Annotated in this window: 18 protein-coding genes; 6 read left to right on the top strand and 12 right to left on the bottom strand. The window is 36.2% G+C overall.

Annotated elements, in window-relative coordinates; genetic code table 11:
* Positions 1–169: 169 nt before the first annotated feature.
* From ACFWDE_RS19940 to ACFWDE_RS19920, 5 genes are all read right to left on the bottom strand, one after another.
* Positions 170–823, bottom strand: a complete 654-nt coding sequence (locus ACFWDE_RS19940; protein WP_377894210.1) for a DUF975 family protein — start codon at positions 821–823, stop codon at positions 170–172.
* A 229-nt stretch (positions 824–1052) separates the two neighbouring features.
* Entirely contained in the window at positions 1053–2504 is a 1452-nt protein-coding gene (locus ACFWDE_RS19935) for a PH domain-containing protein (protein ID WP_377894207.1), read from the bottom strand.
* Positions 2497–2973 carry a PH domain-containing protein gene (locus tag ACFWDE_RS19930; RefSeq protein WP_377894204.1) on the bottom strand — a complete coding sequence of 159 codons (477 nt, stop codon included), beginning with the start codon at positions 2971–2973 and terminating at the stop codon, positions 2497–2499. The genes ACFWDE_RS19935 and ACFWDE_RS19930 overlap by 8 nt, the downstream gene beginning before the upstream one ends.
* An 80-nt stretch (positions 2974–3053) precedes the next feature.
* Positions 3054–3227, bottom strand: coding sequence for a hypothetical protein (locus tag ACFWDE_RS19925; RefSeq protein ID WP_377894202.1), 174 nt, complete (start codon positions 3225–3227; stop codon positions 3054–3056).
* Positions 3228–3229: 2 nt separating this feature from the next.
* Entirely contained in the window at positions 3230–3811 is a 582-nt protein-coding gene (locus tag ACFWDE_RS19920) for a TetR/AcrR family transcriptional regulator (protein ID WP_377894199.1), read from the bottom strand.
* A gap of 156 nt (positions 3812–3967) precedes the next feature.
* Between ACFWDE_RS19920 and ACFWDE_RS19915 the strand changes: the two genes are divergently transcribed.
* Complete coding sequence (locus tag ACFWDE_RS19915; RefSeq protein WP_377894196.1) at positions 3968–4102, top strand: sporulation protein YjcZ; 135 nt, start codon at positions 3968–3970, stop codon at positions 4100–4102.
* Positions 4103–4297: 195 nt separating this feature from the next.
* Here the strand turns inward: ACFWDE_RS19915 and ACFWDE_RS19910 are convergent, their stop codons facing one another.
* The 6 genes from ACFWDE_RS19910 to ecsA form a co-directional block, all read right to left on the bottom strand.
* On the bottom strand, positions 4298–4999 hold the full coding sequence (locus ACFWDE_RS19910; RefSeq protein WP_377894194.1) for a LutC/YkgG family protein: 702 nt from the start codon (positions 4997–4999) through the stop codon (positions 4298–4300).
* Positions 4980–6410 carry a LutB/LldF family L-lactate oxidation iron-sulfur protein gene (locus ACFWDE_RS19905; RefSeq protein WP_377894191.1) on the bottom strand — a complete coding sequence of 477 codons (1431 nt, stop codon included), beginning with the start codon at positions 6408–6410 and terminating at the stop codon, positions 4980–4982. The genes ACFWDE_RS19910 and ACFWDE_RS19905 overlap by 20 nt, the downstream gene beginning before the upstream one ends.
* 2 nt (positions 6411–6412) lie before the next feature.
* Entirely contained in the window at positions 6413–7150 is a 738-nt protein-coding gene (locus ACFWDE_RS19900) for a (Fe-S)-binding protein (RefSeq protein WP_377894189.1), read from the bottom strand.
* Between the two features lie 137 nt (positions 7151–7287).
* The gene (gene ecsC / locus ACFWDE_RS19895; protein ID WP_377894186.1) at positions 7288–7995 is read right to left on the bottom strand and encodes an ecs operon protein EcsC; all 708 of its coding nucleotides are present in this window, start codon (positions 7993–7995) and stop codon (positions 7288–7290) included.
* 13 nt (positions 7996–8008) lie between these two features.
* Positions 8009–9220: an ABC transporter permease gene (locus ACFWDE_RS19890; protein ID WP_002150074.1), complete on the bottom strand. Its 1212-nt coding sequence runs from the start codon at positions 9218–9220 to the stop codon at positions 8009–8011.
* On the bottom strand, positions 9213–9956 hold the full coding sequence (gene ecsA, locus ACFWDE_RS19885; protein WP_377894183.1) for an ABC transporter ATP-binding protein EcsA: 744 nt from the start codon (positions 9954–9956) through the stop codon (positions 9213–9215). The genes ACFWDE_RS19890 and ecsA overlap by 8 nt, the downstream gene beginning before the upstream one ends.
* A 582-nt stretch (positions 9957–10538) precedes the next feature.
* Here ecsA and ACFWDE_RS19880 point away from each other — a divergent pair.
* The 3 genes from ACFWDE_RS19880 (at position 10539) to ACFWDE_RS19870 (ending at position 12401) form a co-directional block, all read left to right on the top strand.
* Positions 10539–10973, top strand: a complete 435-nt coding sequence (locus tag ACFWDE_RS19880) for an HIT family protein (protein WP_001016832.1) — start codon at positions 10539–10541, stop codon at positions 10971–10973.
* Between the two features lie 208 nt (positions 10974–11181).
* Positions 11182–11544 (top strand): YtxH domain-containing protein, encoded by a 363-nt coding sequence (locus tag ACFWDE_RS19875; protein ID WP_377894181.1) that lies wholly within the window; start codon positions 11182–11184, stop codon positions 11542–11544.
* Between the two features lie 299 nt (positions 11545–11843).
* Entirely contained in the window at positions 11844–12401 is a 558-nt protein-coding gene (locus tag ACFWDE_RS19870) for an HTH-type transcriptional regulator Hpr (protein WP_002150075.1), read from the top strand.
* A 5-nt stretch (positions 12402–12406) separates the two neighbouring features.
* On the opposite strand, the gene ACFWDE_RS19865 is transcribed toward ACFWDE_RS19870, so the two are convergent.
* Positions 12407–12742: a DUF1878 family protein gene (locus ACFWDE_RS19865; RefSeq protein WP_002150076.1), complete on the bottom strand. Its 336-nt coding sequence runs from the start codon at positions 12740–12742 to the stop codon at positions 12407–12409.
* A gap of 118 nt (positions 12743–12860) precedes the next feature.
* Here ACFWDE_RS19865 and ACFWDE_RS19860 point away from each other — a divergent pair, with 118 nt between their 5' ends.
* The gene (locus ACFWDE_RS19860; RefSeq protein WP_000172692.1) at positions 12861–13055 is read left to right on the top strand and encodes a hypothetical protein; all 195 of its coding nucleotides are present in this window, start codon (positions 12861–12863) and stop codon (positions 13053–13055) included.
* A 448-nt stretch (positions 13056–13503) separates the two neighbouring features.
* Positions 13504–14237: peptidylprolyl isomerase PrsA (gene prsA, locus ACFWDE_RS19855; protein ID WP_377894178.1), on the top strand; the 734-nt coding region annotated here is incomplete at its 3' end.

The raw sequence follows: 14237 nt of genomic DNA, 5'->3' as shown, positions 1-14237 counted from the left end.
CATTTTTACATAAAAAAATAACCCTCTATGATAAAACATAGAGGGAAGAATTTCTATATAAAAACCTATACCTCATCCTGAAGTGAACCCCGAAAACAGAACACATATCAAAACACCTAAACCATCTGTTCCCTATATTCTTTAGGGGATACGTGGTTTAGGTGTTTTGTTAGAAGGTAGTACCTTCTTTTTTATAATATTCTTTTGAAATCTCTTCATAAAATGCTGCCGATGTCGCGTAGAAATAAGGCGCTAACCATAAGAAACCGATTCCTAAGGTAAGAATACTTAAAATGAACCAGCCAAGGAAACTTAAGCATAGTAAAAAGTAATCCATTTTATGTCCATTCATCATATGGCGACTTTCGGTAATTGCTTGATTCGCTGTGTATTCTGGATAATCATTCAAAATAAAATACGTCATAGAATAAGAAAATGATTTAATAATACCCGGAATAATAAGAAGTAATGTCCATAGCATCAAGTATACATACATTAGTAAATATGTTAAAAACGACTTCATAAGCTTACTTCCATCGCTAAACCATCTAAATAAATGACCAATGCGAGCACTAGTCCCACGGATTGCATTTAAAACAAGATAATAGGCGCCTATTGTTAACGGACCGATAACAAGCATTGCAATAATACTTACTGTAAGCGAATCACTTGCTTCTTCCCAACCCCAAAACATCGAGAAAACACCTGTAATTAGAAGTTCAACAGCTCCAATAAGGATTCCAAGTAATAAGGTTGCCCCTACCGCTAATCCCCATTTTCCTTTTAATGCATCAAGTGCTTCTCTTTTCAACTGACTTATCATATACAACCTCCTAATACTATTTCTATTTTAGTATACCATTTATATCAAAAATTCCACGAATTTCCCTGAAATAGAAGTCTACAACCTTTTTTCTGATACGTATTGAGAAATGTGAGCTGTATTTGCACCCACATATAAATTACACTAAAGAAAACCTAGTCCAATTGCAAACTACTCATTTCTCTATAACAAAAAAGCCTGCCCTTCATACTAGGCAAGCCTTTTCAAATTAATTCTCACTTATTCTCTTCTTATACCAATCCTGCATTCTCTCCGCATCTTCTACTCTCGTATGCTCTAGTTTATAATTCGATGATGCACTAGAAAACGTATACGTACATAAATCCGCCCGGCGCTGGAAATATGATTGTGCTTTTTCAATTGATTGGACGTGTCTTCTTCTTACAAGTCCTGTATGTTTCCCAATACTGCGGTAAACAAGTGTAATTTGTTCTCCGTTTACACCGTAACCATTTGTTTTAAATGTTGCATATCCAAGTGTAAAGATGAGGATAGCAAGCGGTAATACAGCCCACATGATGAAATACTTTTCAAAGTATATACTTATTCCTGTAAGCGGGATTGCTAGCATAGCAAAGAAAATAAAACTATCTATTAAGTAGCGGCGTAGTGCCGCTTTTGGTAATGTTGTAATGTTCGTATTCAGTTCATATGGTAATTGTAAATGTACAAGTAAATCTTGCACACGATCCTTTCGAATAATCGGATGCAGTGTAACTTTGTCCTTCTCTTCTCCCATTCCCTTACTTTGAATGACTTCTACTTGTACAGCACAATAACCGAACATCTGACGTAAAATACCTTCTTTTATCGTAATCCCTTGAATACGGTGTAACTTTAGTACAAGCTCTTTCCTTTCAAGCAAACCTTGAGAAATACGCACTTCATCATTTTTTCGATTTACTGTGAAATTCCCATGTTTTAATGCATAACCAATCGTGGATACAATCCACGAAATGACGAGTAAAATAGCTGCCATGTAAATCCACCCATATACATCATGGTCCATAACATAAGACTCTACCCTGTTTTTAATCCATTTCGGAATGTACTCATCTACTTGATGGTAAACGAAAAATATTAAAGAGAATAGTAATCCAAATTGACCAGATGTAATAGACGCTAATAAAATTTCTTTCCAAGTTAACTTGTATTCTGTCGCTTGTTTTTCCTCTGTAATGATTTCTTTTTTTACTGCATGTTCTGCTTCTTCATCTAACGCTTCTTCTGCTTTCACTTCTGGAGTTGGCTCATTTAGTAAGGAAATAAGCTCCTTCGCCTCATCTTCCGTAATACCAGCTAAGCTCACTTCTGCATCATCGCCTCCGCCAGCTGTTTCGATTTGAATTTTCTTTAAACCGAGCATTTGATATAACACGTTAGAACTTGTATTAATCGTTTGAACACGTTCTTTATTTAAGTAGCTCTCCTTCTTCACAAAGAGCCCCTGTTTAACATGTAATACGTTATTTTCAACCCAATATGTTGTGTAATACCATTTTTCAAACGCTGAAAAAACGGTGAGTAAACCGAATCCAGCGGGAATTAAATACCAAAATGGAAACTTTCCATTTAAACTAAACATAAAAATAAGTAATGGGATAAAATCTGTTATTTTTAATTCTAATAACATCGTGATTGGATGTTGTCTCTTATACATCCTCATCACTCACTTTCGCTAATTCTGCGATTCTCGTTTTTAACATTTCTGCTTCATACATCGTTAAGCCTGGAATGCTGTGAGAAGTTGCCGCTGTCGAAATATGTAATTCTGCTAATCCATGTTTTCTCATAATTGGCCCTTGTTCAATCGTTACGTGCTGTACACGAATCATTGGAACTAATACGCGTTTTACGACAAAAAGACCGTGCTGAATTTCAAGTTCTTCTTCATTTAGTTGGTAGCTGTAATAACGCTGACGTAGTTTCGGGAATACGAAGTACTCAAATGGTGCTAGTGCAACGGTTAACCCGATCAGTACATACAGAATCCACGCCCACCAGTCAAACTTTATCATGAGGAAAAGGTAAGCTAAAATGACGAGAATACCGATTCCTTCTTCAATTACAGCACGAACTTTCCACACCTTGACCATGTCAGGATGAATTTCATTTTTCAATGGATCCATGTAACCACTCCAAATCTAGTAATCTAATATATGAATACTTCCAATCTATATTTTACATAACTTTACATAAAATTGAAATTTTATTTTTTCTCCTCTTTCTTCTCAGGAATAAAATATCCGAACCAAATTAGCCAAACGAAACCGATTAATGCAAACCAACCTTTATCCGCTTGAAAAGCTTCCATCATACCTGGAATTTTATAAACTCCTACAAATCCAAGAAACCCGAGCCACCAGTTTTTTTGCATTTTCACCTTTATCCCCCCTTCATTACGTTTTTCACATTTCGAATCCAAATTTCTTTATACTTTAACTGGAATCCTATTAATATGTAATTACTCATATTATCAATAACGAGCGCTAACGTATGCGCGTTTTCTTCTGTTGCATGTTGTGACACAACACCAAGTCTCGCACCTTGCTTTAATAAATCGTGGAATCCATTTAAGAAATCTTCTTGTATTTCAAATAAGCGTTTCTGATACTTTTCATTTCGCGTCGCAGTTACGATGAATTCATTTATAACGCGTAATATGCCTTCTTGACCTCTATACTCGGACAACATATGTAAACCATCTGCAATTAACTTTTCTGCAAAGTTTTCTTTCGTATATTGTTCTTTATCGAAGTAATTGACGAAATAATATCCAGAAAATATTTCTTCAAATAAAAAGTCAACTAGAGCTTCTTTAGACGGAAAATGATAATAAATAGCGGGCTTTGATATGCCTACTTCTTTCGCAATCATGGAAAGACTCATCTTCTCAATGCCATGCTCTGCCATTAGTTTAAATGATGCATCTACAATGTGCTGCGATGTTTGTAAATTTTTTGTCATACTGTACCTCTTCTTTTTTTACTTACCGGTCGGTAAGTAAATTGTAAAATGAAAAGGAATGATTTGCAAGTTAATTAGAGTTTTAAAAGGAACTTCTTGATGAACCTAGAAAAATATAAAGTAAAAATAATGTATAACGATAAGGAGGATTTTCATATGAGATCTGGCGGTAAAGGCGGTAGCGGCGGTGGTGAAGATGGTAAGAGCGGTAGTAGTGGGCTTTTATTACTCATTCTGCTCTTTATCGTATTCATTATAATTGGAGCTAGTTATAGTGTGCTTAGCTTCTAAGAAAAGACACAATTCAATTAGTTATAGTAGCGTAGAAAACTGAAACAGATTAAAATTTTCCTTCTTAAGGTTTCTTCACCAATAAGGGCACACAAAATAAAAAGCCCCGGTTATATTTAACAGCCAGCGCTTTCTATTTTCAGTATTCTTATAATGCTTCAGCTATATTTCGCGCTCTGCCGCACATGTAAATCATTATTGATCATCCACAATAATATAGGCTGTTCTAATTGGTCCATGTACACCTACGACAAGATTCATTTCAATATCCGCGCTATTTGACGGACCCGAAACGAAATTCACACAAGCGGGCAGGTTTTCTCCCGCTTTATTTTGATCATGAATCAGTTTTGTAGCATGGGTTAATCTTGGTACAATCGTACTTTTAGGAACGATTGCAATGTATGACTCTGGAAGCAGACTAACATGCCTTCCTTTTAACCCATCATTAAATAGCACAACAGTTCCTGATTCTGCCAGAGCCATATCACTGAACGTAATACCAAGGTCAGCAGCTTTCGCAAATTTTATGTCCTCTTCTTTATGATCTAATCCCCATGTACGAAAATGTGTTGTACCTTCATTTTTGAAACATGGAGTAAGACCATACTCATTAAAGCGCTCATCATTCGAACATATAACAGATTTGATATTCCAATCTTTTATAAAAGACCCCAATGTTTCAACAAGATTTCCCTTTGTTGTTCGCTTTACTTCTGTATGAATGACTTCGCAGTGCTCTATTAACTTTAATACAAGTTCGTCTTGCGCCAGTCCGTCAAAAACAGTCCACTGCGGGGAAAAAGACCAGTTCGGTTTTTCCACTGCTTCTGGACGTTTCCTACCAAGCTTTTCTGATAACTGGAGTAAAAATTCCTCACGATTTTGGATGGCCATCATTGTTCTCCTTTTCGTGTTTTTCAAACCATTCTCGAAACGGTTGTTTTTTCGGAAATGGAAAATCTCTCGCATCCGTCCAAGCTTTTAACGGCCCAATTCCACGCTCGATCTTATCCCCTTTTGCAAGAGGTTTTAATGCATACGGAGCGCTCTTCGCTGCAAAAGAAAATAGTCTAGGACTCTTCACCGCTTTTTCAAAACCTTTCATAGCCACGTTCCAAGCTACAGGTGATCGTTTTTCTTCTACAATGCGGCTGCGATGTTTAATTAATAAGTCATGTAACGGGATTTTCACTGGACACGCTTCTGTACAAGCACCACAAAGGCTAGATGCGTAAGGTAAATCCTTATATTCATCATATCCCCCTAAAAGCGGTGTCAACACAGCTCCAATTGGTCCTGGATAAATAGAGCCATATGCATGTCCACCAATATGCCTGTATACAGGACACACATTAATACATGCCGCGCAACGAATGCACTGAAGAACACTTTGGAATTCTGTTCCTACAATATCGGAACGACCATTATCAACAATGACTAAATGAAATTCCTCAGGTCCATCTGTCCCGCCGGGCTCAGTTAACCCTGTAATATAACTTGTTAACTTTTGTCCTACAGAACTTCGGCATAGAAGTGTTACTAAAACATCAAGCTCTTCCCACGTCGGAACAATACGTTCCATCCCCATAACTGTAATCAACGTTTTCGGAAGTGTCGTAGTAAGCCTTGCATTTCCTTCGTTTGCTACGATAGAAATTGACCCAGACTCTGCAACAGCAAAGTTACATCCAGTCACCCCTATATCCGCTGCAAAAAAATCATCACGTAAATACGATCTTACAAACCTCGCCATTTCCGTAGGGTCAGATGTTCCCGTATAATCTAACTTTGTTTTAAATATTTCACAAATGTGTTCTTTATCCTTGTGAAGACACGGAACAACAATATGTGATGGAGGGTCGTGGTCGTTCACTTGTAGAATAAATTCAGCAAGATCTGTTTCTAACACTTCCGCTCCAGCTTCTTCAATCGCTTCATTTAAACTAATCTCTTCCGTTACCATCGATTTTGATTTCACAATTTTTTTCGCGTTTTTCTTTTTTACAATCCCTTTTACATATTCCCTTGCGTCTTCTGCAGTCTTTGCAAAATAAACAAAACCACCGTTTTTCTCAATATTTTCACTCAGCTCATATAAATAATAATCAAGGTTTTCTAATGTATGCTTTCGAATTTCTTCTCCTAAAGCTCGCCATTCTTCCCAGTTTCCAAGACTCTCAGTAGCTTTTAATTTCTTGATTCTAAGACCATCTTGCGCTTTCCTGACAGCCTGTCGCATAAATGGATCCCCAATGCCTGTTTTAGTACGCTTATGAAAGGGATCGTTCCCAATTTTCATTCCCATCTCTATATCCCCCCTTGTTTTCGATCTTCATTTAATACTTGAGCAATATGTTTTACATCAATTGGATAACCATTACGTGTTAAACGTCCTTTTATATTCATTAAGCAGCTACAATCCATCCCAATTAACAATTCCGCACCGGTTTCCATAATATGCTTTACTTTTTCCTCGACCATTTGCTCAGAGATTTCTGGCATTTTCACTGAGAATGTACCCCCGAATCCGCAGCAATCATAATTATGCGGCAGTGAAACAACTTCCAGTCCCTTTACACATTTTAATAATTTTTGCGGCGGTTCCTTAATCCCCATTAATCGGCTCATATGACAAGATGTATGAACCGTTGCTTTTTTATGAAGCTCTGCACCTAAATCTTCTTTCCCTAATACTTCAACTAAAAATTGTGTGAATTCATACGTTTTATTCCCAAGTTCAGTTGCTTTTTTCTTCCAATCCGCTTCACTTTCAGAAAATAAGCTAGAAAACTCGTGAACCATCATAGCGCAAGACCCCGATGGTGCCACAACATATTCTGAACTAGCAAAAGCTTCAATCATATGTTTTGCAGCTGTTTTTGTTTCTTTAACGTACCCGCTATTATAAGCAGGTTGTCCGCAGCACGTTTGAGTTTTAGGAAAATCCACGTCACACCCTAAATCTTCAAGAATTTCCACAACATCTTTCCCTACTTCTGGATAAAAAACATCTGCAACACAAGTAATAAATATTGATACTTTCATATTTTGCACCCCTAAATACAGTAAAGTAAGCTCAAGTAACTTTTTTTGTATATTATTGGTAAAAAAATAAAAAATATGAATAAAAATAAAAAAAAGCATCCTAAATTTGTAATTTAGGATGCTTTTTGTAACGCAAATTAATTTCTATTAAGCAATCGCAAACGATAACAATTCATCGTCACTTCCCCAAGCCTTTGCAATAATTGATAGTTCGCATACGCTCCGACCGGGGCGCCGATGATTGGGACAAGCTGAAGCATTTTCGCTAAATCGATATAGTCTCGGTATTCTGTTTGGAACTTTTCCCAGTCCATATGATTTTCTTCTTCTGTATCCCACGTTTCAATTGCTTTCCATATTTCTTTTCTATGGTCATCACTCGAAAAAGCAAGCTGGAAAACGTGAAGAATAAAAAGACGCTCTTCTTTTTTACTCGTATCAAATCCGTACAATGTCGCTGCATCAAATAAAAATTTTATTTTAATGGTAAGTAGAAGCGGAAAATCAGCAAGACCGAGGAGAATACCACCTGCTCCCGTTCCTGCTCCTTCTGCCGCTGCGACTTTTTTGTACTCATCCATTTTTTTACGTACTTCATCGTCTCGTCTTTGCAGTGACCAGTTCGTTTCTTTTAGCTTCGGCTTTATGAAGTTTGATCCAGCACTAATTGTTTGTACCATCATCCGAATCGTTTCTGTTAGTACCTTTTGCACTTTCGCCGGCACTAGTTGTTGCACTTTCACCTGCACTTTTTTAGAGAACCGTGTCATCATAGAAGAATCTTTCATGAATGTAGCTTTCCACTGCTCCAATTCTTTTATAACTTTCTCTTCATATGTAATCATAGGTTCATTCCTTTCAATTTAAACGCTCAATGCGTTTCGCACCGTATTGATAAACGAAACCAATACTAAATAATATGCTTACTACAAATAAAATGCCGGTCATCATGAAATCTTTCGTCGCAAGTGCAAATATAACTGTAAACACAACGCTACCGATGATGAGAATCGCATTTAATAAAGTAAGGAAATCTTTCGTCTTCTCATCTCCCCCTACTGGATATAAATCAAGCCAAATTTTCATGCGGTGATGTTTCCAAAGGGTTAATAGCTGATAGCCGATTAAGTATAAGAAAATAAGACTTACGATAAAGCGTCCATATAAAAATGGGATGAAGTAAAGAATAATCCCGCCAAGAGCGAGTAAACGCACATATAAGCCGAAATAGTTACCTGATCTTAAAAATGTTCTCGTATATAAGTATAAATATGTACGCTTCTCACCGATCATCGAAAGAATGAAATCAAGCCATTTTCGGCGTGATACTCTCTCTTTTAACGCCGGTACATCAACGAACATATTCGCAATGCGGTACAGCAGCATCATTTTTTTACCTTCTTCAGAAATTAAATACTCCCAGTTCAGCGGCTTTCCTTTCACCTTTTGATGCATAACAGCAAGGTATAGCACCATTAAAAAGACAATTACACCTGTAAAAATGACTGAAGTACGTTCTACAAGGAAGTACACAAATAAGCCGTTTAGGATAAAACGAATGAACCAATCTGCTTTTTGAACGCTTTGATCTGTTAAAAATGATTTTTCCCACGCTACGAATAAATTCCACGCTTTTACAATGACAAACGCGATTACAATCCATATGTAAGCCGCTCCTGTTTGTTTCATTTGCTGGAAATATAACGGGGCAAGCGCAGCTGCTACCATTGCGATTATGTATAACTGAATCATAAACGTAAAGAGAAATGCCTTTGTAAAGTAAGGCTTTAACTTTTCTTCAACTGGCAGCAAGTACACAAGGTCCGCTTCTTTTAATAGCGTTTGTATAGATCCGGCTGTTAATACGAGGCCAAGTAAGACTGCCATAACGAACGCTGTCGGAAACGAAGGTGTTAACGTTTGTAACCATTGCTGGTAATAATACGCTCCTGCGCCGATGATAAATACGAAAATAAATTTCAAATGATCATTAAATACGTATTTACTATATGTACGAACTTCTTTTAGAAAGTGCCGAAATCTTTCTTTCCATAACGCTGTGCTATTCATAGTCTTCTTCCTTTGTTAATGCAATGTAAATATCATCTAACGTTGCACCAGGCATGTTAAACCCGGACTGAAGTTCTGATAATGTTCCCATCGCTCTCACTTCACCTTGATGCAAAATAATGAATGAATCACAATAGCGCTCTGCCGTCGCTAAAATATGTGTACTCATTAAGATGCCCGCACCACTCTTTTTCATTTGATCCATCATTTGAAGAAGTGATTGAATCGCTAACGGATCAAGCCCAACGAAAGGTTCGTCCACAATGTAAAGTGATGGTTCAACTAAAAATGCACTCATAATCATCACTTTTTGTTTCATCCCTTTTGAGAAATGAGACGGAAACCATTTCAAGCGATTTTTCATGCGAAATTCTTGTAATAGTTGTCCTACACGTTCTTCGTACTGTTTCTCATCTACACCGTACGCCATCGCTGTTAATTTCAAATGCTCTTCTAACGTTAACTCATCATATAATACTGGCGTTTCTGGAATGAAGGAGAAACTAGAACGGTACGCTGTCATATCATCACGAATTGCTTTCCCGTTAATTGTGACAGTTCCTTTTTTCGGCTCCATTAAACCGATGATATGTTTAATTGTCGTACTCTTCCCGGCTCCATTTAAACCGATTAAGCCGACAAGTTCGCCTTTATTAACAGAAAACGAAACATTTTGCAGTACAGGTCGTTTCGTATATCCTCCTGTAACATTTTCTACACGCAATAACTCGCTCATACGACACCACTTTCTTCATTTATATTCATTCACTTTTGTAAGAAATGTATATATTCATCTTACCAAAAATCATGGTGCACTACATAGTATCGATGTCTCCAAAAAAAAAATTAAATTTCTTCGCATATATTTTTACGAAAGCGGACATCATAATTAGTGAAGAAGGAACACACTTGAAAAAGCAACCACCAATTGATGAGTACAACAACATAGTGAAGTCATCATGAAATGGGGTGTCCAAATTGGACAATGAAATTTACACATAACCAGATAATTTGTTTCATTTTCGAAACGGGGTGTCTCCGAAAGAGCATATACTGTTTTATAAAATAAACAATTTCATTTTTAAAAAGATTGCAATTCATTTCACTTGAAAATGGGGTGTCTACGGCAGAAACTTTAGCCGATTTACCGTGCATTTCTTATATAAATGAGGTGTCTGCGAACCGTAAATTATAAAAAAATGCTTTTTCAATCCCTCTTCAGAAAACAGGAAGCTGAGTCAGCTTCCTGTTTTTCGTGTTTGTTCTCCTATGTAATTATGGTAAAATACGGCTAAGACTATTTGAAAGGATGAGATCGATGAATCATACAGCGGACAATTGTATTTTTTGTAAAATCATTGACGGGCAAATCCCTTGCTCAAAAGTATACGAAGATGAACATGTACTTGCATTTTTAGATATTAGTCAAGTAACAAAAGGACATACTCTTGTTATTCCGAAAGTTCACAAACAAGACATTTTTGCGTTAACGCCAGAAATCGCATCACATATTTTTGCTGTCGTTCCAAAAATCGCAAATGCAATGAAAGCAGAATTTAATCCAGTTGGCTTCAACCTACTTAACAATAACGGCGAGAAAGCTGGACAAACTGTATTCCACTTCCACCTTCATTTAATTCCACGCTACGGTGAAAACGATGGTTTCGGTGCTGTTTGGAAATCACACCAAAATGAATATACAATGGAAAATTTACAAAACATCGCAAGTACAATTGCAAATAGTGTGAAATAGTGCCACTATAATAAGAAGTAATACATATCAAGCCGATTCCTCTGGCATTTATTGTATGGCTTGTTTCTTCACAAAAAATGCCGGGGATATGATTTTTTGTGCATAGCATGTACAAGAGAGAAAAGCTCACTTTTCTTCCCCTTGTCTTAAAGATATGCACACTTTTATACATCATGAATACGAACGAAAAATAAGGAGGTTTCCTTTTATGTCAAAAGCTAAATCCTTTATTACAGGTGTACTTTGCGGCGGAGCAGTTGCTGGACTAGCCGTTCTTTTCTCAACTCCTTCTTCTGGTAAAGCTATGCGCGGTAAGCTGAAAGAAAAAGGAACTGATATTAAAAAGACTTTAGCTGATATTACAGCTGATACAAAGTTATTAAAGCGTCAAATCGTTGAAACTGCTTCAGAAGGTAAAGAAGTATTCCAAGAACTAAAAGACGATATGCATGACACGTTTTCTAACTGGAAACAAGATATTTCTCAAAACAAACGACATATTGAAAAAGAAATTTTAGACATTCAAAAGTCAATTGAGAAACTACAAGAAGCCGTTCCAGAAAAAGCGTAAACATATTCCTGCTTAGTTTTTTGCATATAACAAATATTTTTCATACGAATTGACCTTAACACGGCATATCACATAGATATGTCGTGTTTTTATGCATTTACAATATATGTTATCCTTTAACATGTAAAGACAACACATGTATTCTCGACTCATAAAACGCTTCCATAGTTATGCATGATTTGTATAGAATGTTGTTTTTCCGAAAAATTTTCACAATTCTCACAAAAAGACTTTATTAATTTTTATTTTACTGGCATAATAGATAATAATGAAAAAAGAATGTTAAAGTGGGTGAGTAAATGAAAAGTGGAGAAAAAAATTACTCGGTAAAAGAAGCGATGATTTTCAGCCAACGTATTGCTCAATTATCGAAAGCGTTATGGAAATGCGTAGAGAAAGATTGGCAACAGTGGATTAAACCTTACGATTTAAACATTAATGAGCATCACATTTTAACCATCGCTTATCATTTAAAAGGGGCTTCTATTTCTGAAATTGCTAAGTTTGGAGTTATGCACGTCTCAACGGCGTTTAACTTCTCTAAAAAGCTTGAAGAACGCGGCTATCTTGTATTCTCAAAAAAAGAAGATGATAAACGAAATACGTACATTGAAATTACAGACAAAGGGGAAGAATTGCTACTTCGCTTAATGGAGGAGTATGATCCTGAAAATAATTCTGTTTTTAATGGGGCACTTGAACTTCGTAATTTTTACGGTAAGTTCCCAGAAAATATCGAACTGATTGCAATCCTGCGCAATATTTATGGACAAGACTTCATCGATATTTTTGAGAAATCATTAGAAGATATCGAGGAGAACTTTACGGAATCCGATCAAAAGTTAGTTAAGAAATAATCTATTTATTTTTTCGCAATCATGCGTAAGAATTCATTCATAAGTGGCTTAAATAAACCTTGTTTTGCTAGCGCTTCCGCAGTTTCGTGTACTTCGAGCTGATGTGGAAGCGCTTTTTCAAATTGATCTAATAGCGCATCAAACAATAGAAGGCCTTCTGCTTTCTCCACTACATATTGTTCGTTCAGCTTTTCACAAAGTTTTAGTATACGTTCAATGTCTTTTTTACGAGCTTTTTTCTTTATGATTAAAGAATAAAATGGACACTTTTCTTCATCAATCATTTTAAATAGTAGGTCTACGTAATATTCAGCTTGTTCTAGTCTTCTTACAACGTCCATTTTCTCCCTCGCTTCCTAACACAAAGTCTTCTATTTCTGAATTTTGTAACACGAACAAAATATCGTATGATACAATATATAAAGTATATGTATTTTAGCCAAAAGGAGGTCTCGCCTCATGACTCTTATAACCGTTGTCTTTGTCGCATTCGCACTTCTTGTTATATTTTACACGAATTTCATGACACATACACTGTGTGAGCGAAAACAAATATCTGCGAGCCGCCAGCCCGGTGTCTTTCGAGTTATTAATGTATGTATTACCATTCTATTAATTTCTAGTTATATAGAAATTATATTCCATGGAAAGTGAGGAAGGAAAGCCCCTTCCTCATTTTTTTCCTCTATAAGCAAATTATACCTACTATAACTAATAAAATAAACAGTACAAGTAATAAAATAAGTTGAGAATTCATCCCCCATCCCCTCCTCTTTTCTGTATATGCGACATGTGCCCAATATGGTACCCTTTCAAAATCTGACACAAACTGGTTAAAATTTCTTTATCAATAGGAAAACTCGTCGAAATATGATATATTAAATTTTGTACATATTGCTTATACTATGAAATAAACGACACGCATCTAAACTTTATCCTAAAGCCTCGGTAAGCCCTGTTAAGCGTGCTTTTACATATTAAAAAAGCAAAGACATCAGTGAGACTTAATCAGGTTCTTATGAACGAAAATAACCTATCATAAGGCGTTTCTTCATTTGTACGGGATAAATTAAAAATACATAATAGTAGGAGTGTTTATTGAATGAAGAAAGCTATGCTTGCCTTAGCCGCAACAAGTGTAATCGCATTATCAGCATGTGGAACATCATCATCATCAGACAAAATTGTTACATCTAAAGCTGGTGACATCACTAAAGAAGAGTTCTACAATCAAATGAAGACACAAGCTGGTAAACAAGTACTAAATAACATGGTTATGGAAAAAGTACTTATTAAAAACTACAAAGTCGATGACAAAGAAGTAGACAAAAAGTTCGATGAAATGAAAAAGCAAGTCGGTGACCAATTCGATACACTAATGAAACAACAAGGCCTTAAAGAAGAAACAGTTAAAAATGGCGTTCGCGCTTCATTAGCTCAAGAACAAGCTATCGAGAAAACAATCACTGATAAAGAATTAAAAGATAACTACAAGCCTCAAGTTAAGGCAAGCCACATTCTTGTAAAAGATGAAGCGACTGCTAAAAAGGTTAAAGAAGAACTTGGACAAGGTAAATCTTTCGAAGAGTTAGCGAAACAATACTCTGAAGATACTGCTTCAAAAGAAAAAGGTGGCGACTTAGGATTCTTCGAACATGGTAAAATGGTTAAAGAATTCGAAGATGCTGCTTATAAACTGAAAAAAGATGAAGTAAGCGAGCCTGTAAAAACACAATTTGGTTACCATATCATTAAAGTAACAGACATTAAAGAACCAGAAAAATCATTTGAGCAATCAAAAGCTGACCTGAAAAAAGAGTTAGTTGCGAAGAAAGC

Origin of the sequence: Bacillus sp. NPDC060175 (genome assembly GCF_042728695.1) — a bacterium.
Taxonomy (GTDB): Bacteria; Bacillota; Bacilli; order Bacillales; family Bacillaceae_G; genus Bacillus_A.
This window is presented reverse-complemented; position numbering and strand designations above follow the sequence as displayed.